Source organism: Streptomyces sp. NPDC054842 (assembly GCF_053611025.1).
Window position 1 is genome coordinate 62,029 of the sequence record NZ_JBSGZN010000017.1, and the last position, 25,023, is coordinate 87,051.

The window sequence follows — 25,023 nt, forward strand, 5'->3', positions numbered from 1 at the left end:
CTGCGAGGGCTCTCGTGATGCCACGGCCCGGACAGAGGCAGATCGGAGTGGGACGGCATTCGCGGCCCGCGTCGAACGATGCCCCGAACCGGCGCTTCATCGCTGCCTGGTCGGGGCCCTCAATAATATATGCCCCCGCTCCTTTCGGCGTGAAGGCCGAAACAGGCGGGGGAAGTTGACAGAAACGGAACCCGTACGACGGCACGCGACCACGGGCCGCGCAGGCCCGAGGTGTACGGAGCCGAACCCGCCCGCGTGACCGCACCGCGGCACGCACGGCCGGCACACGAACGGCACCCACGCCGCACGTCGTCGGCGTCCGGGGGAGCGGGCACATCACTGTCCTGTCAGCAGGACAGTCACCTCTCACCGCCCGCGCCCGGGGAAAGAGCCACCGAGGGCCGAGGACGTTGACACCCTCCTGCCCGGCGGACAGAGTGTTGCACTGTCGGCGGACAGAGTACGGGAGCGCCGGGGAACGGCCAGAGGTCGCGGGACCCGCTGCTGCGACGAGCCGATGCGATCCGGACGGGCCGCTGTGGGACGCAAGCACCCGCCGGTACACGCGGACGAGTCACGAGAACACCCTGTCCGCTGCCCGTGGGCCGGCACACCCGGTCACGGGCCGTCCACCGGGCCGACAACGGCCGCGTAGCAGGGCGGCGCCGCCGAAGCACCCCGGTCACCACCACCTCCACCCCCACATGTCCGCGGCTGAACTCCCGGAGCTGGCAGATGGTACGCCGTGGCGGCTCCACGACCTCCTTCCGCGCGGCAAGCGGTACCTGACACCTGACAAGGAGTTGACACATGACCTCACTTGGCGAGGGCGTTCTGGAGAAGGCTGCGGCGGAATACGCCGAGCAGGGCTTCTCCATCATCCGCAACGTCGTGCCCAAGGACCTCCTGGAGGAGGTTCACGCCCACGTTGACTGGCTCACCCGGAAGTACCCGGACCTGCGTCCCGAGCACTTCCACCACCCGCTGATCCGCAACGACGCCTTCTGGGCGCGTCTGGTCTCCGACCGCCGGCTGGTGGACATCGCGGAGTTCTTCCTCGGTCCCGACGTGGCCTGCTTCACCGCCCACTACATCTGCAAGCCGCCCTACGACGGGCAGCCGGTGCTGTGGCACCAGGACGGCGCGTACTGGACGCTCAGCCCCATGGAGGCGCTGACGGTGTGGCTGGCCGTCGACGAGAGCACCACGGAGAACGGCTGCCTGCGGATGATCCCCGGCAGCCACGAGCTGCCGCTGCACAAGCCCTCCTCACGGACCGACACGGACAACATGCTGTTCTCCGCCTCCGACGAGGACCTGGTGCAGGAGTGGGTGGAGAAGCGCGGTGTCGTGGACATCGAGCTCCAGCCCGGCGACGTCTCGATCCACCACCCCAACCTGTTGCACTACTCGGAGCCGAACACCTCGGCCAAGCGGCGCTGCGGTCTCGACATGGGCTACATATCGACGACCACGCGCATCCACAGCAACGGCATCTATCTCGACCCGCTGCTGGTCCGCGGCAGTGACGCCAGCGGCCTCAACAGCTACCGCCCGTTCCCCGACTTCCAGGAGGGCGAGACGATCCCCTTCGCCGGCCAGGAGGGCTGGAGCGAGAAGATCGGTTCGCTCAACGCGGCACTGCCGCCGCGCTCGCGCGAGCTTCCCGACGAGAGCCCCATCGAGACGACCCGGCACATGATCCAGCGCCTGCGTGAAGGCACCACGAAGGGCTGATCGCAGCCGACCCGACCGATGGCACGCCGCCTCCGCGCGGCGTGCCATCCGTCATGTCACGGAACGTCAACTGCCTTATTGCGATGGCAGGTTCACCCCCGCTGACCGGTCGGCCCCTTGGATCCGGCCGATCGGCACGGCGAGGCCGGCCCGGCAAACCTTGTCCCTCGCCGTGGACGAAAGGGCGACGCAGGTCCGTCGGGCCGTGCACAGGTCGAAGGAGGCGGCGCGCTGGGGCAGCTGCCCTGTGGAGCACATGCCCTCGGTCCCCGGCCCTCAGAGCGCCGGCGCCGGCCGCCGAGGCCTGAAGGGGCCGTAGGGCTCGCGCAAGCCTGGGCGCCCGCAGGGGGAGGCCCCCGTCGAAGAACTCCCCGTTCCATGAACAGGCGCCGTCGACACCGCGGAAGGCCCCTGGCTGCCCCGTCCGCGCGGGGGCGCGGTATGCCTCTGGAACGTCACGGAGGCGTGGGAGTTGAGGCGGAGTGCCATCGTCAAGAGGGGAGTGTCATCCGGGCATGCCGAACAGTGCCCCGCTCAGGGCTGCTCACCGGTGCGTGAACGCACGGGCGCGGCCGGAGCGGGGCACTGTGAGTCGCGTATGGCGGGGGGGCGGGGTCAACAACGCTTGGAAGGACGGAAGTTGACGTTCTGGGCGGTGTCGAAGGGGAGGTGCGAACTGAGCGGCGTCGCGGTCACGGCCGAGGAATACGGCCGGGCGCGTGCGGGGCTCAGGCGAGCCGGGCGTGTGCGGGGCTCGGGCCGAGCCCCGCACGGCGGCCGGCCATGGCAGGTCACCAGACGAAGGCTTCGCCGTCGCCCCGCTTCTCGACGCAGTAGGTGCGGAACGCCTGGGCCTTGGCGACGAGGTCCTCGTCTCCGGTGCGCCGAGCGGCGGCCACGTACCAGTCGAAGGCCGCCGTGGCGTGCGCGCGCCGCTCGAAGTGGATCTCGGCGAAGCGGCGGAAGGCCGCCCGCATGGTCTCCGGAGTGAAGGTCTCGCCGGTGGCGATGAGGTCCTCTAGCTCCGCCTCGCCGACCTCGGGCCGCTCGATGATGCGGACCGGCTCGGTGGCGGGGATGTCACCGCGGATGTCGATGGGCTCGTCGGCGTCCGAGAAGTCGAGGCAGACCGAGAGCCGGGCGGCCTTGGAGGTGCTGCGCGCCGAGTGCGGGTCGGTCGAGTGGATCTTCCACACCTCGCCGCGGCGGATGTGGTAGACGGTGTCGTTCTCGGAATGGAGGGATTCCTCGCTGGTGCGCAGCGGAATCTGCACCCGGGTGCCCGGCTTGGCCCACTCGAGGAAGTCCACGTGGGGGGCGATGATCCCGTCACGGAGACTGAAGATGCGGACCCACTGCAGCCGGTCCAGCGGGAAGTGCTTCGTCACCATGGACATGATGCCCGGGAGCTGCTTACCCAGTTCGGTGAGGGACAGGCTGCCTTCGTGGGGGCGGAAGGCCGTGTCGGAATCGGCGCCGGTGCCGTTCGCCAGGACGTGGGACGACCACGAACCGAAGGTGAAGGTGTCGTATTCGCCGCCGTACTCGTGGCTGTCCACGATCGACAGTTCGGAATCCAGGTCGTACGAGTCGATGGGCAGTACCGCAAGGCGCTCGGACTTGAGCAAGGAAATCCCCTCCATACGTGATTGGTTGATGAACCCGGAAGCTGCCGAGGGTTCCTCCCGGCCGTCACCATAAAATGCGGTGCGATGGGCTGGCAACAAAAGGGACGACTCGACCGGCTTGCTCAGCAGGGGAGTTGTCCAGCGAGCGGAGCTATTCCCTTTTCGGGGTCGGATGTGGTGGCGGATGCTCGCCGTGGATGATCAATACCGCGTGCCGGCCGAAGTGGAGCCGCCGGCGGTGCGATGCGGCCCGGGCGCTGCGGGCGGGCTGGCCCGCACCTGCTCCCAGAAGCCTTCTCGCACCGGTCGGCCGGGGCGGACGCCGGGGTGCCGGGGCCATGACTGTCCTGTCGGCGGGACATCGGGTGCCCGTCGGGCCTGTCCGTGCGGTCATTGCTTGCCCCCGGTTTCCTGGGCCCTCTACGTTGGCGTCGCGATGGCTTCCCGGTGACACGTCCCCTTCCTGATCGATTTCGGGAAAGGTGCCGCACGCCAGGAGCCGGCCGCTTTCGGAAGCGACGCCGGCGGGGGCGGACCAGAATCACCGCTCCCCGGTATTTCTCCCTGCGGAACGGATTTCCGTCCCAGGGGGTCGATGACTTACGGCACGAGCCGTCCCCCGGCGGCGGGCACGACGATCGGGAAAGAACCCGGCCGTCGAAGGATCCGCCGCGTCGGCGCAACAGCGAGAACACGGCCTCTCCGTTCAAGAAGGCGGTCGGTTGTCCGGGGCGGGTCCGTAATGGCGTGGGCGGGAATTCCCGCTCGACAGAGGAAGGAAATGGCTGGCAATGGAATCGTCGCCGCAGGTGCTCCACCAGCGAGGTGGGCAGGACGAGACGTCACGGGAACAGCAGGCCGCACCTTCGACATCTCCGGTATCGCTCGTGCGGGAAGTCTCGGAGCTGTGGGGGGAGTACCTCGGGGGCCGTGAAGTCGGGCCCGACGACGACTTCTTCGCGCTCGGCGGCAACTCGCTGACCGGCATCAAGATCATCGACCGGGTGGCGCAGGACTACGGCGTCCAGCTGTCCGTCCGCGACTTCTACCTCGCCCAGACTCCGGCCAAGGTCAGTGAGCTGATCGAGCAGGGGAGGGCGGGGACGTGAGGCTGACGCCGGGTCCGCCGCGCGACGTCGACCTCGACACCCTCAACCTGTTCGACCTGGACCTGTACTCCTTCGGTGATCCCCATCCGATCTGGGACGTCATGCGGGAGCGGGCGCCGTTGCACCACCAGGTGCTGCCCGACGGGCGGGAGTTCTGGTCGGTGACCCGTCACGAGGACGTCTGCCGGGTGCTCGGCGACCACAAGGAGTTCACCTCCGAGCGCGGCACGGTGCCCACCCACCTCGGGCAGGACGACGTCGCGGCCGGCGTGCTGCTGACGTCCACCGACCCGCCGCGGCACACCGAGGTCCGCCGCCCGCTCGGCTCCAAGCTCACCGCCCGGGCGGTGAAGTCCTGGGAGGACTCGATCCGCCGCTCGATCGTGGCGTTCCTCCAGCCCGCCCTGGACGGAGAGGTCTTCGACCTGGCCGAGCAGGCGCTGCTGCTGCCGGCGATCGTCACCGGCCCGCTGCTGGGGATCCCGGAGAAGGACTGGGCCGAACTCGTCCAGCTGACCGCGATGGTGACGGCCCCCTCGGACCCGCACTTCCAGCAGGGCAGCGAAGCCGCCACGCTGGCCATCTCCCACCACGAGCTCGTCACCTACGTCAAGGACTGGGTGACGGAGCGGCGGGCGAACGGGAGCGGTGACGACGACGGGAGCCTGCTCAACCACCTGATGAGTGTGCGGCCCGGTGGCGCGCCGCTGTCCGACGAGGAGATCGCACTCGACGGCTACAGCATTCTCCTGGGCGCCAACGTGACCACCCCGAGCACCGTCTCGGGCACGGTGCAGGCGCTCATCGAGAACCCCGAGCAGTTCGAGAAGGCGCAGGCCGATCCCACGCTCATCCCCAACCTGGTCGAGGAGGGGCTGCGCTGGACGTCGGGAGCCTGCAACTTCATGCGCTACGCCGTCGACGACGTCCAGGTCGCCGGGGGCACGATCCCCGCCCGCGGCGCGGTCGTCGCCTGGATCGGTTCCGCCAACCGGGACGCGGCCCAGTTCCCCGACCCGCACCGCTTCGACCTCACCCGCCCCAACGCGAAGCGGCACGTCGCGTTCGGATTCGGTCCGCACTTCTGCATCGGTGCGCCGCTGGCGCGGCTGACCCTGCGGATCTTCTTCGAGGAACTGCTCCAGCGCTTCGGCTCGATCGAACTCGCCGGCGAACCGCAGCACCTGCGGTCGTACTTCATCGCCGGGATGACCCACCTCCCCATCGTCGCGCAGAAACGACTCACGCCATGACCACCGCCTCCGCCGCCACCCTGTCGCCGTGGTTCGTCCGGCCGCCGTCCCCCGATCCCCTCGCGCGGATCTTCTGCTTCCCCTTCTCCGGCTCCGGGGCCTCCGCCTTCAGCGCCTGGCCGGCCGTGCTCGACGACGTCGACGTGCTCCCGGTGCAGTTCCCCGGCCGGGAGAACCGGCTGGGCCACCCCCACTACGGCACCTACGAGAAGCTCGCCGCCGACCTGGTGGAACCCCTGACGCCGCTGCTGGACAGGCCGTTCGCGTTCTTCGCGCACTGCGCGGGCGCCCTGCCCGCCTACGAGACCGTGCTCGAACTCGCCGCACGCGGGCTGCCCACGCCGGACTGCCTGATCGTGTCGGGCCAGCCGGCTCCCCACGACGCCGCCGGCGACCGGATGCTCGCGATGAGCGAGACCGAACTGCGCGCCGAGGTCGAGTCGTTCGTGCGCAGCCGGGGCATCGAGCCGCGGCCGGACATGGTCGCGCTGGGCCTGATGGTGCTGCTGCGGGACCACGCCGCCGCGGGCGCCTACCGGCGCCAGGAGCCCGTCGCCGTGCCCTGCCCCATCGTCGTCGTGCACTGGCGCGACGACACGGACGTGAGCCTGAGCGGCCTCCAGGGGTGGCGCCGGTACGCGGAATCGGTCGAGTTCCGGGTGGTCGAGGGCGGCCACTACGACTTCATGAACGCGCCGGACGAGCTGCGAAAACTGCTGACCCGTTGGCTCTGAGCGCGCACCAGGCCGACCAGGGCCGCAGACCGAGGCAAGGGAAGGAAAACGTATGAGTGGCGCAGCCACCGGCATCGCCGTCATCGGGATGTCGTGCCGCTTCCCGGGGGTACACAGCCCGGCCGAGTTCTGGCGGCTGCTGGCCGAGGGGACGTCCACCGTCGGCACGTTCCCGGAACAGCGGGCCGTCGACGCCCACAGCAGCCACCTGTCCCACCCGGACGCCGCCACCTTGAACGCGGGCTCCTTCCTCGGCTCCGTCGACACCTTCGATGCCGACTTCTTCCAGGCGGCGCCCGCCGAGGCCGCCGCCATGGACCCGGTGCAGCGGCTCGGTCTGGAGCTTGCCTGGGAAGCCGTCGAGGACGCCCGCATCCCGGCGGAGGCACTCGCGGGCCGCGACATCGACGTCGTGGTCGGCGCCGCCCCGTCCGGATACGACCTGCTGCGCAGGCTGTCCGGCAGCGACCGGGACGACCACTACGCGGCCCTGGGCTCCAGCGGCGCGCTGATCGCCAACCGGATCTCGCACCTGTTCGACGTCCGCGGCATGAGCCTGTGCGCGGACTCCGGCCAGTCCTCCTCGCTGGTGTCGCTGGCGCTGACCTGCGAGCGCATCGGCGCCGGCGCCATCGACATGGCGATCGCCGGCGGCGTGCACCTGATCACCGACCCGGAGGCGGGCGCGGGTCTGGCGAACCTGGGCGCGCTGTCACCCGACGGCAACTGCTTCCCCTTCGACGCCCGGGCCAACGGCTTCGTCCGCGGGGAGGGCGGCGCGTTCGTCGTACTGAAACGGCTCGAACGGGCCGTCGCCGACGGCGACCACATCTACGCGGTGGTCCGCGGGTGGGGCGTGGCCGGCGCCGGGGCCACCTCCCGGATGCCCGACCCGAGCCCCACCGGACAGGCCGCGGCCGTGCGCTCGGCGCTCGCCCGTGCGGGACTGGACTTCTCCGACATCGACTACGTCGAGACGCACGGCACCGGAACCCGTCTCGGTGATCCCGCCGAGGCGTCGGGCCTGCGCGAGGTGATCGGGGACGGCGGACGCGACCGGCCCCTGGTGCTCGGCGCGGTCAAGGCCAACGTCGGACACCTGGAACCGGCCGCGGGCATCGTCGGCTTCGTCAAGGCGGCCCTGTGCCTGGACCGGGGCCAGCTCCTCGCCCAGCCCGGCTTCCGCACCGCGAACCCCGCCATCACCGACTTCTCCCAGGACTTCGAAGTGCTGCGGGCCTCCAGGCCGTGGCCCGGCACCCCCGACAGGCCGCGCCGGGCGGGCGTGTCCTCGATCGGCATGGGCGGAACCAACGCCCACGTCATCCTCGAACAGGCCCCCGAACCCGCCGAGTTGCCCGTGCCGGAGGGCTCGGGCGCCGTGGACCTCGGCGGGGCCGTGCCCTGGGTGCTGTCCGCGCGTTCCGAGGCTGCCCTGCGGGAACGGGCGGCCCGGTTGCGGGACCGGGTGGCGGCCGAGGAGTCCCTCGCGGCGGCCGACGTGGGCTACTCACTGGCGGCGACCAGGACCGCGTTCACCCACCGCGCGGTCGTACTGAGCGCGAACCGCCAGGAGGCGCTGGCCGGTCTCGACGCGCTGGCGGCCGGCGACGGTACGGCGCGCGCGGTACGCGGCGTCACCTCGCGGGCGACGGGCCCGGTCGTCTTCGTCTTTCCCGGCCAGGGCTCGCAGTGGCTCGGCATGGGCAAGCAGCTGTACGCGCAGAGCGAGGTCTTCGCCGACGCCGTGGACGCCTGCGCCCAGGCCCTGGCGCCCTGGGTGGACTGGTCCCTGGTGGACGTCCTCACCGGTGCGCCCGGCGCCGCCTCACTGGACCGGGTGGACGTCATCCAGCCGGCCCTGTTCGCGATGATGGTGTCCCTGGCACGGGTGTGGGCCTCGCTTGGTGTGGTCCCCGACGCGGTGGTCGGACACTCGCAGGGGGAGATCGCCGCGGCCTGCGTGTCGGGCGCCCTCTCCCTGGACGACGCGGCGCGCATCGTCGCGCTGCGCAGCCAGTGCCTGTCCGAACTGGCCGGCCCGGGCGGGATGAGCGCGGTCGCCGCGCCCGCCGACTGGGTCGAGGAGCGGCTGCGGCCCTGGGCCGGGCGGCTGTCCGTGGCCGCCGTCAACGGGCCGGCGTCCGTGGTGGTGTCCGGGGACGGCGAGGCGCTCGACCGGTTCGCGGCCGCCGCCGCCGAGGAGGACGTGCGGGTACGCCGCGTCAAGGTGGACTACGCCTCCCACTCCCACCACGTCGAACGCATCCGTGACCGGGTGCTGAAGGCGGCCGCGGGCGTGAGCCCGCGCCGCTCGGCGGTGGAGTTCCACTCCACGGTCACCGGGACGGTGCTGGACACCCGCGGCCTCGACAGCGCGTACTGGTACGACAACCTGCGCTCCCCGGTACGTTTCGCCTCGGTCGTCGACGACCTGATGCGGACCCGCCAGGGCGTGTTCGTCGAGGTCAGCCCGCATCCCGTGCTCCAGGTGGCGATGGAGGAGACGGCCGACACGCTGACGAGTCCGCCCCTGGTGGTCGGCACCCTCAGCAAGCACGACGGCAGCGTCGGCAAGGTCCTCACGGCGCTGGCCGAGCTGTACGTGCGCGGGGTGCCGGTCGACTGGACGGCCGTGTTCGCCGCAGGCCGGCCCCGTCGGATCAGCCTGCCCACCTACCCCTTCCAGCGGCAGCGGTACTGGCTGAGGGCCACCTCCGATGCCGGGGAGGGCGGGGCGGTACCGGTCTCACCCGCCTTGGCCGCGGACCTCGACTCCCCGGGGGCCGTCCTGACCCTGGTGAGCGCCGAGACGGCGACGCTGCTGAACACCAAGGGCGCCGAGCTGACGGGGCCCGGCGTCGAGGCGCGGTCGGCGCAGACGTTCAAGGCGCTGGGCTTCGACTCGGCGATGGCGGTGGAGCTGCGCAACCGGCTCCACGCGGTGACCGGGGTCCGGTTGCCCGCCACCGTCGCCTTCACCTACCCCACTCCCCAGCGGCTCGCCCAGCGCCTGTTCGACCTGCTGCGGCCGACGGTGCCCGACATCCAGGACACCGCGAAGGACGTGGGGGCGGCGGAGCACAGCGACGACGACCTCTACGCGCTGATCGAGCGCGGATACGTGTAGCCCAGTCCGTTTTTTCCAAGAGTTGAGGGAGGACCCGGTGGAGGAAGTCGACAAGCTCCGCTCCTACTTGCGACGTGCCGTCACGGACGCGCAGGAACTGCGCGAGCGCGTGCGCGAGCTGGAGGAGTCCGCGCGCGAACCCGTCGCCGTCGTGGGTGTGGGGTGTCGCTTCCCGGGCGGTGCGACCTCCCCCGAAGGGCTCTGGCACGTGGTGTCCCAGGGGGTGGACGCCATGGGCGACTTCCCCGAGGACCGCGGCTGGGACGTGGAGGCGCTCTACGATCCCGATCCCGAGGCGCACGGCAGGACCTACACCCGCACCGGCGGTTTCCTGCCCGACCTCGCGGACTTCGACGCACCGTTCTTCGGCATCAGCCCGCGCGAGGCGCTGGCGATGGACCCGCAGCAGCGGCTGATGCTGGAGACCACGTGGGAGGCGCTGGAGCGGGCCGGGATCGATCCGGCCACCCTGCGCGGTTCGGCGACGGGCGTGTTCACCGGCATCTACGGCGTCGACTACGGCCCGCGGATGGGCGGCGGTGCGAACGGCGAGGTCGAGGGCTTCGCGCTCACCGGCGGCCACCTCAGCGTCGCCTCCGGCCGGGTGGCGTACGTGCTGGGCCTGCACGGCCCGGCGCTGTCCACCGACACCGCCTGCTCCTCGTCGCTGGTGGCCGTGCACCAGGCGGTGCGGTCCCTGCGCTCGGGGGAGTGCACGCTGGCGCTGGCCGGCGGAGTGTCGACGCTGCCGACCCCGGGCATGTTCGTGGAACTCGCCCGCCAGCGCGGCCTGTCGGCCGACGGGCGGTGCAAGGCGTTCGCGGACGCCGCCGACGGCACCGGTTTCTCCGAGGGTGCGGGCGTGCTCGTCCTGGAGCGGCTCTCGGACGCGCGCCGCAACGGCCACCGCGTCTGGGCCGTGATCCGCGGCTCGGCGGTCAACCAGGACGGCGCCTCCAACGGACTGAGCGCCCCCAACCCCCTGGCGCAGGAGCAGGTCGTACGGGCCGCCCTGGCCGACGCCGGACTGCGGGCCGCCGACGTGGACGCGGTGGAGGCGCACGGCACCGGCACCCGGCTGGGCGACCCCATGGAAGCGGAGGCACTGCTGGCCACGTACGGCCAGGAGCGGCAGCCGGATCGGCCGTTGTGGCTGGGCTCGTTGAAGTCGAACATCGGTCATACGCAGGCCGCGGCCGGGGTCGGCGGCATCATCAAGATGGTCATGGCGATGCGGCACGGGATGTTGCCCCGCACACTGCACGTGGACCGGCCTTCCACGCACGTCGACTGGTCGGCCGGAGGGGTGGAACTGCTCACCGAGGCCCGCGAGTGGACCACCCCCGAGGACAGGCCCCGCCGCGCCGGCGTGTCCTCCTTCGGGATCAGCGGGACCAACGCCCACCTGATCCTGGAGCAGGCCCCCGAGCCGGTACCGGGCGCCGAGCGGCCGGCCGGGGACACCGGGAACACCGGCCCCCTGTCCGCCGGCACCCCCACCGCGGTGCCGTGGGTGCTGTCGGCCCGCTCCGAACAGGCCCTGCGCGAACAGGCCGCCCGGCTGGCCGAGTTCGTGTCCGCCAACCCGGCACTGACGGCCGCCGGGGTGGGCCGCGCCCTGGTGGACACCCGCTCGCTGTTCGAGCACCGCCAGGTCGTCATCGGCGCCGGCCGGCAGGAACTGCTCACCGCGCTGGCCGCCGTCGCGGCGGGCGGCGCCACCGCCGACGGCACGGTGTCCGGCACCGCGCGACCCGTCGGCCGGACCGTGTTCGTCTTCCCCGGCCAGGGTGCCCAGTGGACGGCCATGGGCCGCGAACTGTTCGAGACCTCCCCGGTGTTCGCCGAGGAACTGCGCGCCTGCGCCCGGGCCCTGGAGCCGTGGGTGTCCTGGTCGCTGATCGACACCCTGTGCGACGGACCCGCCTCGGCGGACCTGGAGGACATCGACGTCGTCCAGCCGGTGCTGTTCGCGGTGATGGTGTCCCTCGCCCGGGTGTGGCAGTCGCTGGGCGTGACACCGGACGTGGTGATCGGCCACTCCCAGGGCGAGATCGCCGCCGCCCACGTCGCGGGCGCCCTGACCCTGGAGGACGCCGCCAAGATCGTGGCACTGCGCTCACGGCTGCTCGCCGAGGTCACGGGGCAGGGCAGCATGGCCGGGATCCTGCTGCCCGAAGAGCGCGTACGGCAGCTGATCGAGGGCCAGGAGTCCCGGATCGGCATCGCCGCGGTGAACGGGCCGAACTCCACGACGGTGTCGGGGGAGAGCGGCGCGGTCCAGGACCTCGTCGCGGCCTGCCAGACCCAGGGCGCCCGCGCCCGGCTCATCAAGTCCAGCGTGCCCGGCCACTCGCCGCTGATGGACCGCTTCCAGGGCCGCCTCGAAGCGGAACTGCGACACCTCACCCCGCGGCCCTCACCGGTGACGATCTACTCGACGGTGACCGGTGACGTCATCGACCCGACGGACCTGGACGCCGCCTACTGGTTCCGCAACCTGCGCCGGCCGGTCCAGTTCGGGCCCGCCATGACCCGCCTCGTCGAGCAGGAGCCGCACAGCACGGTCGTCGAACTGAGCCCGCACCCGCTGCTCGTGATGAACATCCAGGAGATGTTCGACACCACCCCCGGCGCCACCGGCGTCGTGGTGGGCTCACTGCGCCGCGACGAGGGCGGCCTGGCCCGGCTCTACGCGTCGGCGGCCGAGGCCTTCGTGGCCGGCGCGGAGGTGTCCTGGCAGGCCGCGTTCGGCAGCGAGGACACGGCGTGGGCCGAACTGCCCACCTATCCCTTCCAGCGCCGGCGCTACTGGCTGAACACCCCCGCCGAGACCACCACCGCGGGCACCTCCGACCACCCGCTGCTCGACGCCGTCATCGACCTGCCCGACGAGGGAGAGCACGGCGCCGTCGTCGGCAGCGGACGCCTCTCGCCCGAGCACCACCCCTGGCTGGCCGAGCAGACCGTGCACGGCACCACCCTCGTCCCGGCCTCCGTGCCCACCGAACTCGCGCTCTGGGCGGCCCACAAGGCCGGCTGCGACGTCGTCGAGGAACTCACCCTCGACACACCCCTGGTACTGACCGGAACGACCGAGCGGGAGATCCGCGTCAAGGTCGACGGCGCGGGCCTGATCAGCGTCCACTCGCGCAACCGCGACGAGGAGGGCTGGACGCGCAACGCCACCGGCCGGGCGGCATCCGACAGCACGCCTCCCGGCGGGCAGGACGCCCTCACCGCGTGGCCGCCGCCGGGCGCGGCCAGCGTGGCCGTGGAGGAGGAGTACGCGAAGCTGGCCTCCCTCGGCTTTGACCACGGCCCCCAGCTGCGCGGCCTGCGGCAGCTGTGGCGCCAGGGCCGGACACTGTTCGCCGAGGTCGAACTGCCCGCACCCCGCATCACGGACAGCGCCCGCTTCCACCTGCACCCGGCACTGCTCCAGGCCGCGCTGCTCCCCCTCGGAACGGGAGACTTCACAGACCGTTCCGGTCCCCAGGGCTGGCTGCCGTCCCGCTGCACGGGCGTGCGCCTGACCGCGGCCCCGTCGGGCGTGCTGCGGGTGCGGCTGACTCCGGCGGGAGAGAACACCGTGTCGGTGACCTTCGCCGACCACGAGGGAGCCCCGCTGGGCTCCATCGCCTCGCTGAGCCTCGCGCCCGCCGACATCGCGCAGCTGACCGAGCTGAGCTTCGACCACCAGGACTCGCTGTTCCACGTGGAGTGGGAACCCCTCCCGCCCGCGCCCGGCACGGTGACGGACTCGTACGCGGTACTGGGAGAGGCCGGCGCGCACCTCCCGCCGACCGCCGAGGGGACCGTGTTCGCCGACGTCGCGGAACTCGCCGCGCACGAGGGACCGACGCCTGCGGTGGTCATCGCCCACGCCGGCGGCCCGGACACCGACACCGGCACTCCGGCCGCTGTCGAGGCCGCCACGCACCAGGTGCTGCGGTGGACGCAGACCTGGCTGCGCGAGGAGCGGTTCGCCGACTCCCGCCTGGTCGTGGTGACCAGGGACGCGTTCGGCGACGGGAACGCCGCCCACGTCGATCCCGCGGCGTCGGCCGTCTGGGGATTCGTGCGCAGCGCGCAGACCGAGAACCCGGGCCGGTTCACCCTCGTGGACACCGACGGCCGGCCCGACTCCTGGGCCCTCGTCCCGGCGGCGGCCGCGACGGCGCAGGCCCAGCTCAGGATCCGCGCCGGCGGCGTGAGCACCCCGCACCTCGTGGGCGCCCCCGCCGTACCGGCGCCCCGGACGGCCGCCGCCCGGGCGGCCGAGGACTCGCCGCTGGGCTCCGGTTCGGTGCTCGTCACCGGCGGCACCAGCGGTCTGGGGGCCCTGCTGGCCCGCCACCTCGTCCAGCGGCACGGCGTACGCCGGCTGCTGCTCACCAGCAGGCGCGGTCCGGCCGCCCCCGCGGCCACGGCGCTGCGGGAGGAACTGACCGCCGCCGGCGCCCACGTCGACATCGTGGCCTGCGACGTCACCGACCGCGACGCGGTCGCCGCACTCCTCGACGCAGTGCCCGCCGAGCACCCGCTGACCGCGGTGATCCACTGCGCGGGCGTACTCGACGACGGCATCGTCCCCGCCCTGAGCGAGGACCGCCTGGACACCGTCCTCGCCCCGAAGGTGCGCGGAGCCTGGCACCTGCACCAGCTGACCCGCCACCTGGACCTGTCCGCGTTCGTGCTGTTCTCCTCGGTCGCGGGCGTGCTCGGCACGGCGGGACAGGCCAACTACGCGGCCGCCAACGCCTTCCTCACCGGCCTCGCGGAGACCCGCCGCACCCAGGACCTGCCCGCCCTCGCCCTGTGCTTCGGGTTCTGGGCGGAGCGCGGCGACATGGGCGCCGACCTCGCCGAGGCCGACGTCGAACGCCTGCGGCGCCAGGGCGTACTGCCCCTGTCGACACGGCAAGGACTCGCGCTCTTCGACACGGCGCTGGCCGCGGACCGCCCGGTCCTGGTGCCCGTGCGGCTGAACCTGGCGGCACTGCGCACGCCCGGCGCCGCCTCGATGGCCTCGCCCCTGCTGCGCACCCTCGCCACCCGTCCGGGCGGCGACACGACGGCAGGCCCGGAATCCACCGAGCCCGCTCTGGCCGAGCGGCTGCGGACGCTGGCGCCGGCCGAGGCGCAGACCGCGCTGCTGGACGCCGTACGCACCCAGACCGCCCTCGTCCTGGGCGCCGACACCGGGCGGGTCGGCCCCGCAGAGACGTTCAAGAAGCTCGGGATCGACTCGCTCACGGCGCTGGAACTGCGGAACAAACTGGCGGCGGTGACCGGTCTGAAGCTGCCCGCCACCCTCGTCTTCGACCACCCCAACCCCCAGGCCCTGGCGGCGTTCCTGCACCAGAGCATCACCCCCGACGAGACCGGACCGGTGTCCCCGGCCGGTCACCTGGTCCAGGAGATCGAGTCACTGGGCGCCCGGCTCGAGGACGCCTTCACCGCGCTCGCCCAAGAAGACCAGACGGCCATTTCCGCACTGCTCGGCGAGTTGCAGGGCCGGGTCCGTTCGATGGCGGGCGCCGGGTCACCCCTCGGCATCGTCGACCAGATCAGTTCGGCCTCGGCGGGAGAGCTCCTCTCGCTGCTCGACAAAGAGCTCGGCTAGGGGAGAGCGATGACCAACGACAACAACGCCGACGTCCTCGACTACCTCAGGCGCACCTCGATCGAACTGGTCGAGACCCGCAAGCGCCTGCGGGAACTGACGGACGCCGCCGCCGAGCCCATCGCGATCGTCGGTGTCGCCTGCCGCTACCCCGGAGGGGCGGGCTCCCCCGAGGAGCTGTGGGAGCTGGTGCGCTCGGGCGCGGACGTGGTGTCCGGCTTCCCCGACGACCGCCACTGGGACATCGAGAAGCTGTACGACCCCGATCCCGACCACCCGGGCACGTGCAGCACCCGCTCGGGCGGGTTCCTCTACGACGCCGGTGACTTCGACGCCGACTTCTTCGGGATCAGCCCGCGTGAGGCGCTGTCCGCGGACCCGCAGCAGCGGCTGCTGCTGGAGGCCTCGTGGCAGTCGCTGGAGCGGGCGGGGATCGACCCCGAGACCCTGCGCGGCAGCGACACGGGCGTGTTCGCGGGACTCGCCTACTTCGGATACGGCAACCACTTCTTCACCCCCGAGGCCATCGCCGGCTACGGGCAGATCGGCTCCCTGCTGAGTGTGGCCTCGGGCCGGATCGCCTACACGCTCGGTCTGGAGGGCCCGGCGCTGTCCACCGACACCGCCTGCTCCTCGTCACTGGTCGCCGTGCACCAGGCGGTGCAGTCGCTGCGGCAGGGCGAGTGCGGCCTGGCCCTGGCCGGCGGAGTCACCGTCATGGGGACACCGCAGGTGTTCCGGGAGATGTCACGCCAGCGCGGGCTCTCGGCCGACGGGCGGTGCAAGGCGTTCGCGGACGCCGCCGACGGCACCGGTTTCTCCGAGGGTGTCGGCGTGCTGGTCCTGGAGCGGCTCTCGGACGCCCGGCGCAACGGCCGCGACATCTGGGCCGTGATCCGCGGCTCGGCGATCAACCAGGACGGCGCCTCCAACGGACTGACCGCGCCCAGCGGACCGGCCCAGCAGCGGGTGATCCGCTCGGCGCTGGCCAACGCCCGCCTCCAGGCCGCCGACGTGGACGCCGTGGAGGCGCACGGCACCGGCACCACCCTCGGCGACCCCATCGAGGCGGGCGCCCTGCTGGCCACGTACGGGCAGGAACGGGAGTCCGGACGGCCGTTGTGGCTGGGCTCGTTGAAGTCGAACATCGGTCACACGCAGGCCGCGGCGGGGGTCGGCGGCATCATCAAGATGGTGATGGCGATGCGGCACGGGGTGCTGCCCCGCACGCTGCACGTGGACCGCCCCTCCACCCACGTCGACTGGTCCGCGGGAGCGGTGGAACTGCTCACCGAGACCCGCGAGTGGACCACCCCCGAGGACAGGCCCCGCCGCGCCGGCGTGTCCTCCTTCGGGGCCAGCGGGACCAACGCCCACCTGATCCTGGAGCAGGCCCCGTCGCACCCGTCCGAACCGCAGCCGCAGCCGTCGGACCAGGACGCGGCGCAGGGGGTGGCCGCCGGCCCGGTGCCGTGGATCGTGTCGGGCAAGAGCGCCCAGGCACTCCGGGAGCAGGCACAACGGCTGCACGACTTCGTCGCCGCCTCCGACGACCTGGACCTCGCCGACGCCGGCTGGTCGCTGGCCTCCACCCGCACCTGCTTCGAGCACCGCGCCGTCGTCCTGGGCGGCGACCGCGCCGAACTCGGCGACGCGCTCCAGGCGTTGTCCACCGGCGGGGAGTCCGCCGCGGTCGTCCGCGGCGTCGCCACCCCCCAGGGCACCACCGCCTTCATGTTCCCGGGACAGGGATCGGCGTGGGCCGGCGTGGCCCGGCAGCTCTACGACACCTGCCCCGTCTTCGCACGGAGCCTGGACGAGATCTGCGCGCGCTTCGAGGAGCACCTGCCCTTCGCCCTCAAACCCCTGCTCCTGGCCGAGGAACCCGCCGAACGCCGGCGCACCGACGTCGCCCAGCCCGCGCTGTTCACCCTCCAGGTCAGCCTCTATCGGCTGCTGGAGCAGTACGTCCCGCGCCCGGACCACCTGATCGGCCACTCCGTCGGCGAGATCGCCGCCGCCCAGGTGTCCGGAGTGCTGGACCTGGACACCGCGACGCGTCTGGTGGCCGCCCGCGGGCGCCTGATGGGCACCGTCACCGAACCCGGCGCCATGCTGGCCGTACGCGCCTCGGAGAGCGAGGTGAGCCCGCTGCTCGCCTCGTACGACCGGCTCGCCATCGCCGCCGTCAACGGTCCGGACTCGGTGGTGGTCTCCGGCCTGCGCGAGCAGGTCCACACCCTGCGCGACCGGCTCCTCGCCGACGGCAGGTCGGCGAAGCTCCTCGCCGTCGACGACGCCTTCCACTCCCCGCTCATGGACCCGATCCTGGAGGAGTTCGCGCACGCGCTGGGCGAGCTGCCCACGGGCGAGATGTCGATCCCCGTCGTCTCCACCAGGCTGGGGCGCCAGGCCACCCTCGCGGAGCTCACGTCGGCCCGGTACTGGGTCGAGCACGTGCGCCACCCCGTGCGCTTCCACGACGCCGTACAGAGCGCCCGCGCCGCCGGGGCGAGCGTCTTCGTCGAGGTGGGGCCGGGCGCGACCCTGACGTCCATCACCCAGGAGGCCTTCGCGGGCGCGGGCATCGACGACGCCGTCGTGCTGTCCGCCTCGCGACGCGACCGCGAAGGTCCGCGGGCCCTCGTCGGCGCACTGGCCGCCCTGCACGTCAAGGGCCACCCCGTCCGCTGGGACGCCCTGTACGGGACGCGCCGCAGGACGGACCTGCCGACGTACGCCTTCCAGCGCCGCCGCTACTGGCTGGACTTCCAGGAGGGCAGCCGGCCGGCGGACGTCGCCTCCGCCGGACTGTCGGCCCCGGGGCACCCGCTCCTGGGCGCCGTACTGGAGCACCCCGCCACCGGTGAGGTCGTCTTCACCGACCGGTGGTCCCTGCGCACCCACGGCTGGCTGGGCGATCACAGCGTGTTCGGCGCGGCCGTCGTACCGGCCACGGCCTACCTGGACGTGGCGCTGTCGGCGGGCGAGTACACCGGCTGCGGCACGGTCGAGGAACTCACGCTCGAAGTCCCGCTCCTCCTGCCCCCCGACGGCGACGTGCAGGTACGCGTCGTCGTGGGCGCGGCGGACGACACCGGCCGCCGCGGCGTGGAGGTGTACGCCCGGCCCGACCAGGACCCGGCCACCGAGGGCGGCTGGATCCGCCACGCCAGAGGCGACCTGGCGCCCGGCACACCGCCCGAGACCCACACGCTCACCGCGTGGCCGCCGGCCGGCGCCCGCCCGCTGGACATCGACGCCCTGTACGACTCCTTCGCGGACGCCGGGTTCGACTACGGCCCCGCCTTCCGCGGGCTGCGCGAGGTCTGGCAGCACGGCGACGACGTCTACGCCCTCGCCACCCTGCCCGACACCGCCGACGCCCCGCCCGCCGACGCCTTCGCCCTGCACCCCGCACTGCTGGACAGCGTCCTGCACGCGGTCGTCGCCGGCGGCGTCATCGAAGTGACCGGCGAGCAGGGCTGGATGCCCTTCTCCTGGAGCGGTGTCACCATCGACCGGCCCGTCGGCGGCAGCCTGCGGGTGCGCCTGTCCCGAGTGGGTGAGGGCGCCGTGTCCGTGTCACTCGCCGACGAGGACGGCCGGGCCTGCGGACACATCCAGACGCTCACGTTCCGCCCGGCCGTCGCCCAACAGGTGCGCGCGGCACGCGGAGCGGGGCGACAGCCGCTGTACGCGCTGGACTGGCGGCCGGCCACGGCCCACGCGCCCGCACCCCACCGGGGACGCTGGGGGGTGCTCGGCACCTCGGGCGCCCTGACCCGCCGCCTGCTGGAGACGGGCGGCGAGAACGCCGTGGCCTACCCGTCACTGCGCGACGCCACGGCCGGCCGGGCCCCCGGGCACCTCGTGATGTGCCTGGAGGACGCCGGCGACGGCGCCGACGTCCTGCACAGCGTCGGCGAGGCGGACAAACGCGTCCTGGACCTGCTGCAGCGCTTCCTCGCCGACGAATCCCTGGCCGCCTCCACCCTGGTGGTGCTCACTCGCCACGCCGTGGCCACCGCGGCCCGCGACCGCGTCGAGGACCTGCCGGGCGCCTCGGTGTGGGGTCTGGTGCGCTCCGCGCAGAGCGAGCACCCCGGCCGATTCCGGCTGGTGGACATCGACGAGGCGGACAGCTCGTGGGCACGGTTCGCCGGCACGCTCGCCCAGCCCGAGGAGCAGCTGGCGCTGCGTGACGGCGCCTGCCTCGTACCGCGGCTGGCCGCCGTCGCCCCCGAGGCGCGGCGCCTGGACGCCCCGCCGGCCGGCCCGCACCGCCTGGGCATCACGGACAGGGGCACGCTGGAGAACCTGACCTGGCTGCCCTGCCCCGAGGTGGAAGCACCCCTGACGGCCGGACAGGTCCGCATCGCCGTGCAGGCCGCGGGACTCAACTTCCGCGACGTGACCATCGCGCTGGGACTGGTGGACCGTACCGCCATCGACGCCGGGCTCGGCAGCGAGGGCGCCGGAGTCGTCCTGGAGGTCGCGGACGACGTCACCCACCTGGCACCCGGCGACCGGGTCGCCGGCATCTTCACCGGCGCGTTCGCCCGCACCGCCGTCGCGGACCACCGCATGCTCGTCCCCGTCCCCGACGGATGGACCTACGCCCAGGCGGCGTCCGTGCCCTGCACCTTCCTGACCGCCTACTACGCCCTCTTCCGGGCGATACGGCTCCGGAAGGGGCAGCGCGTCCTCATCCACGCCGCGGCGGGCGGCGTCGGCATGGCCGCCGTCCAGCTGGCCCAGCACGCCGGAGCCGAGGTCTACGCCACCGCCAGCCCCGCCAAGTGGCCCGCACTGCGCGCGCTGGGCCTGGACGACGCGCACCTGGCGTCCTCCCGCGACCTGGACTTCCTCGACACCTTCCAGCGCAGCTCCGCCGGCCGCGGGGTGGACGTCGTCCTGAACTCGCTCGCCCACACCTTCGTCGACGCCTCACTGCGGCTGCTTCCCGAGGGCGGGCACTTCCTGGAGATGGGCAAGACGGACATCCGCGACCCCCGCCAGGTGGCCATCGACCATCCCGGAGTCGCGTACCAGGCCTTCGACCTCTACGAGGCGGGCCCGGACACGATCCAGGAGATGTTCGCGGCCGTCATGGCCCTGTTCGCCAAGGGACGCCTCCGGCTCAACCCGATCTCGGTGCGCGGTGTCCGCGACGCCCGCGACACCTTCCGCGAGATGAGCCAGGGCCGCCACACCGGCAAGCTGGTCCTGGAGGTCGGCGACGGCTTCGGCGGCGGCACCGTGCTGGTCACCGGCGGGACCGGGGGAGTGGGCGCGGTCGTGGCCCGCCACCTGGTCGCCGAACACGGCGTACGCAGTCTGCTGCTGGCCAGCCGCAGCGGACCGGCCGCCGAGGGCGCGGCCGAACTCGTCGCGGCACTGGAGGCCGAGGGCGCGCTCGTCAGGGTCGTCGCCTGCGACGTCGGGAACCGGGCCGCCGTGGCGGAACTGCTCACGAACCTGCCGGCCCGCCACCCGCTGACCGCCGTCGTGCACGCGGCCGGCGTCCTCGCCGACGGCACCGTCGAGTCGCTGACCGCCGCCGACATCGACCACGTGCTGCGCGCCAAGGCGGGCGGCGCCCTGCATCTGCACGAACTGACCCGCGACCACACGCTGTCGGCGTTCGTCCACTTCTCCGCGCTGGCGGGCACGCTCGGCACCGCTGGCCAGGCCAACTACGCGGCGGCGAACGCCTTCCTGGACGGACTGGCGCTACGGCGCAGGGCATCGGGCCTGCCCGCCACCTCGCTGTGCTGGGGCTGGTGGGAACAGGCCGGCGGCATGACCGCGGACCTGGAGGAGAGCGACCTGTCCCGGCTGCGGCGCGCGGGTATCACGCCGATGCCGACCGGGCAGGCACTGGCACTGTTCGACGCGGCGTGCGCGAGCGGCCGGACGGTCCTGGTGCCGGCCGGCCTCGATGTCGCCGCGCTGCGGGCCAGGGTGCCGCAGGAGCTGCCGCCGCCGCTGCGCGACCTCGCCGACAGCGGCACGAGCCGTCGCACCCGGGCGGACAACACCCGCCCCGGCGCCTCGCCCGCGCTGTCGGCGAAGCTGGCCCAGCTGCCCGCCGACGAGGCCAGGCAGGCGGCCCTGGACTGGGTCCGCGAGCAGGTCGCCGTCGTGCTGGGACACGCCTCCGGCGCCGGTATCGACGTCGATCAGGCGTTCACCCCGCTGGGCATCGACTCGCTGACCGCGGTCGAACTCTGCAACCGTCTGGCCGCCGCCAGCGGGCTGCGGCTGCCCTCCGCCCTGGTCTTCAGCTACCCCACCCCCCGCGAACTGAGTGAGCACATCTGCGACCTGCTGCGTCCGGCCGACGACGCCCCGCCGGAAGGTAGCGGCGAGGACGCCGAGATCCGCGAGGTACTGCGCACCGTGCCGATCGAGAGGCTGCGCGCCGCGGGCGTCCTGGAACTGGTCCTGGCGTGCGCCGAGACGTCCGCACCGGACGGCGGCACACCGGGCGCGGACCCCGACGGGTTGGCCGGCGCGGACGAGCTGTCGGACCTGGACCTGGAAGCACTGGTCGAGCTGGCCCTGGACGAGAAGAGGTAAGGAACATGACCAACTCCGCCGAACATGCCGACGGGGCGGTCCGGGTCCAGCGCGCCCTGCGCACGCTCCTGGAGGAGCGCGACCGCCTGCGGCAGGAGAACGACGCACTGAAGGCCGGCCGCGGCGAGCCCATCGCCGTGGTGGCCATGGCATGCCGCTTCCCGGGAGGCGTCTCCACGCCCGAGGACCTGTGGGAGGTGGTCCGCGAGGGCCGCGACGTCGTCGGCGACTTCCCCCAGGACCGGGGGTGGCGGGACGTCTACGACCCCGATCCCGACGCCGTCGGCGGCGCGTACACCCGCCAGGGCGGCTTCCTGAGCGACGTGGCCGGTTTCGACGCGGACTTCTTCAACATCAGCCCGCGTGAGGCGCTGGCGGTCGATCCGCACCACCGCCTGCTGCTGGAGACCTCGTGGGAGGCCTTCGAGCGGGCCGGCATCGTCCCCGCCGACGTGCGCGGCAGCGAGGTCGGCGTGTTCTCCGGGGTGAGCTCCTCCGAGTACGGCTGGCGCTTCCTGGAGGGCGGCCACAAGGACCTGGAGGGGTACCTGCTGTACGGCAGCGCCCTGAGCGTGGCTTCCGGGCGGGTGGCCTACGAACTGGGACTCACCGGGCCGGCGGTGTCGGTGGACACGGCGTGCTCGTCGTCGCTGGTGGCCCTGCACATGGCGGTGCAGTCACTGCGGTCGGGGGAGTCCTCCCTCGCGCTGGCGGGCGGCGCGCTGGTGATGTCGACGCCCGCGATGTTCGTCGAGTTCTCCCGCCAGGGCGCGCTGTCTGCGGACGGCCGGTGCAAGGCGTTCGCGGACACGGCGGACGGGACGGGCTGGGCGGAGGGAGCGGGCGTACTGCTCCTGGAACGGCTCTCCGACGCGCGGCGCAACGGCCATCCGGTGCTGGCGCTCGTCCGGGGTACCGCGGTGAACCAGGACGGTGCCTCCAACGGGCTGACGGCCCCCAACGGCCGCGCCCAGGAGAAGGTGATCCGCCGGGCCCTGGCGAACGCGGGTGTCACCCCCGCCGAGGTGGACCTGGTGGAGGCGCACGGCACCGGGACCGTTCTGGGCGACCCCGTCGAGGCGGGGGCGCTGCTGGCCGCCTACGGGCAGGACCGGCCCGAGGGCAGGCCGCTGTGGCTGGGCTCGCTGAAGTCGAACATGGGCCACGCCCAGGCCGCCGCCGGGGTCGGCGGCGTCATCAAGACCGTCATGGCCCTGCGCCACGCCCACCTGCCCAAGACCCTGCACGTGGGCGCGCCGTCGCGGCACGTGGACTGGTCCGCGGGCGGGGTCGAACTCCTCGCCGAGGGGCGGGAGTGGACCCGGGAGCAGGGCCCGCGCCGGGCGGGCGTGTCGTCGTTCGGGGTCAGCGGCACCAACGTGCACGTCGTCCTGGAGGAGGCCCCGCCCCAGGAACCCCGTCCGGAGCCGGAGCGGGAGCCGGGCGGCGGGGAGGGTGTCGTCGGCGGACTGGTGCCGTGGCTGCTGTCCGGCAAGAGCGCCCAGGCCCTCCACCTGCAGGCGGGCAAGCTGCGCGACCACCTCACCCGTGAGCCGGGGGTGGAGGCCGCCGACGCCGGCTGGTCGCTGGCGTCGGGCCGGACCCGCTTCGAGCACCGCGCGGTCGTCCTGGGCCGCGACCGCGAGGAACTGCTCACCGGCCTGACGGAGCTGGCGGAGGGCAAGGAGTCCGCAGCCGTGGTCCGCGGCACCGCCGGACCGGTCGGCGGCGTCGCCTTCGTCTTCCCCGGCCAGGGTTCGCAGTGGGCCGGCATGGGCCGCGAGCTGTACGACGCCTTCCCCGTCTTCGCACAGAGCATGGACGCCTGCTCGACCGCACTGGCCGAGTGGGTCGACTGGTCGCTGCTGGACGTCATCCGGGGCCGGGACGGCGCACCGACCCTGGACCGGGTGGACGTGGTGCAGCCCGCGCTGTTCTCGGTGATGGTGTCCATGGCCGCCCTGTGGCGGTCCTGGGGTGTGCGGCCTTCCGCGGTGGTGGGCCACAGCCAGGGCGAGATCGCCGCGGCGTACGTGTGCGGCGCGCTGTCCCTGCGCGACGCCACCCGGACCGTGGCCCTGCGCAGCAAGGCACTGGTGCACCTGATCGGGCACGGCGGCATGGCCTCGGTGGCACTGTCCGCGCAGGACGTGCAGGACAGGCTGGCTCCCTGGAACGGGCGGGTCAGCATCGCAGTGATCAACGGGCCCCGCTCGGTGGTGGTCTCCGGGGAGCCGGACGCGCTGGACGAGTTCGTCGAGAAGATGAAGGCCGACGGCGCGCAGGCCCGGCGCATCTCCGTCGACTACGCCTCCCACTCCCACCACGTGACCCGGGTCCGCGAGGAAGTCCTCGCCTCCCTGTCCGACGTGCGGCCCGCCTCGTCCGCGCTGCCGTTCTACTCCACCCTGTACGGCGAGACCGTCGACACCGCCCGCCTGGACGGCGGCTACTGGTACGACAACCTCCGCGAGCAGGTGCGCTTCGAATCGTCCGTACGGCAACTGGCCCAGGACGGTGCGCGGGTGTTCATCGAGATGAGCCCGCACCCCGTGCTGACCGTCCCCGTGCAGGAGACCGTCGAGGACGTGGACGACGCGCTGGTGCTGTCCTCCTCGCGGCGCGGTCGAGGCGAGGTGGAGGCGCTGCTCACCTCACTGGCGGCGCTGTACGTGCGCGGCGGCCACGTCGACTGGGACGCCCTGTTCACCACGCGTCGGCGGGTGGACCTGCCGACGTACGCGTTCGCCCGCCGCCGGTACTGGCTCAGCTCCGTCGCCGGCGCGGCCCCGGCCGCACAGGCGACGGAGCAGCCGGCCGGGCAGGACGACCAGGACCGCCTGGTGCCGCTGTCGGAGATGATCTCGGCGCTGTCCCCCGACGACGCGCAGGCACTGGTCCTGGACCACGTCCTGGAACGGGTGGCCGTCGTCCTCGGGCATTCCTCCAGCGAACAGCTGGGCCCCGACGACGAGTTCATGAAACTCGGCTTCGACTCGATGCTCTCCTCCGAGCTGAGCAAACGCCTCAGCGCGTCGACGGGGCGCAAGCTCAAGCCGAACGTGGTGCTGCGCCATCCCTCACCCAGGCTGATCGCCGGGCACATCGTGTCGCTGATGGCCGACGATCCCCGGTGACGGGACGCCCGCCCACACCGCGGCGGGCGTCCCGGCCCCACCGGAAGTGTCCCGCCGGCGGGACAGCGCAAGCGCGAACGC

The 25,023-nt window shown here is 72.9% G+C and carries 7 protein-coding genes and 2 pseudogenes; 8 read left to right on the forward strand and 1 reads right to left on the reverse strand.

Features of this window, described 5'->3' with window-relative positions; genetic code table 11:
• Nucleotides 1–810: 810 nt before the first annotated feature.
• Nucleotides 811–1,737: a phytanoyl-CoA dioxygenase family protein gene (locus tag ACWGIS_RS15945; protein ID WP_453363001.1), complete on the forward strand. Its 927-nt coding sequence runs from the start codon at nt 811–813 to the stop codon at nt 1,735–1,737.
• Nucleotides 1,738–2,528: 791 nt separating this feature from the next.
• On the opposite strand, the gene ACWGIS_RS15950 is transcribed toward ACWGIS_RS15945, so the two are convergent.
• Nucleotides 2,529–3,380, reverse strand: coding sequence for a putative nonproteinogenic amino acid hydroxylase (locus tag ACWGIS_RS15950; protein ID WP_453363002.1), 852 nt, complete (start codon nt 3,378–3,380; stop codon nt 2,529–2,531).
• Between the two features lie 872 nt (nt 3,381–4,252).
• Between ACWGIS_RS15950 and ACWGIS_RS15955 the strand changes: the two genes are divergently transcribed.
• The 7 genes and pseudogenes from ACWGIS_RS15955 to ACWGIS_RS15985 all read left to right on the forward strand — a co-directional run bounded on the left by ACWGIS_RS15955 (nt 4,253) and on the right by ACWGIS_RS15985 (nt 24,942).
• Nucleotides 4,253–4,474 carry an acyl carrier protein gene (locus ACWGIS_RS15955; protein WP_453363003.1) on the forward strand — a complete coding sequence of 74 codons (222 nt, stop codon included), beginning with the start codon at nt 4,253–4,255 and terminating at the stop codon, nt 4,472–4,474.
• Nucleotides 4,471–5,727 carry a cytochrome P450 gene (locus ACWGIS_RS15960; RefSeq protein ID WP_453363004.1) on the forward strand — a complete coding sequence of 419 codons (1,257 nt, stop codon included), beginning with the start codon at nt 4,471–4,473 and terminating at the stop codon, nt 5,725–5,727. The genes ACWGIS_RS15955 and ACWGIS_RS15960 overlap by 4 nt, the downstream gene beginning before the upstream one ends.
• Entirely contained in the window at nt 5,724–6,461 is a 738-nt protein-coding gene (locus tag ACWGIS_RS15965) for a thioesterase II family protein (protein ID WP_453363005.1), read from the forward strand. The genes ACWGIS_RS15960 and ACWGIS_RS15965 overlap by 4 nt, the downstream gene beginning before the upstream one ends.
• A 52-nt stretch (nt 6,462–6,513) precedes the next feature.
• Entirely contained in the window at nt 6,514–9,591 is a 3,078-nt protein-coding gene (locus ACWGIS_RS15970) for a type I polyketide synthase (protein ID WP_453363006.1), read from the forward strand.
• A 64-nt stretch (nt 9,592–9,655) separates the two neighbouring features.
• Nucleotides 9,656–15,220, forward strand: a pseudogene (locus tag ACWGIS_RS15975) (type I polyketide synthase); the annotation flags it as partial.
• Nucleotides 15,221–15,262: 42 nt separating this feature from the next.
• Nucleotides 15,263–21,805: pseudogene (locus tag ACWGIS_RS15980) on the forward strand (type I polyketide synthase); the annotation flags it as partial.
• Nucleotides 21,806–21,810: 5 nt separating this feature from the next.
• On the forward strand, nt 21,811–24,942 hold the full coding sequence (locus ACWGIS_RS15985; RefSeq protein ID WP_453363007.1) for a type I polyketide synthase: 3,132 nt from the start codon (nt 21,811–21,813) through the stop codon (nt 24,940–24,942).
• Nucleotides 24,943–25,023 lie beyond the last annotated feature (81 nt).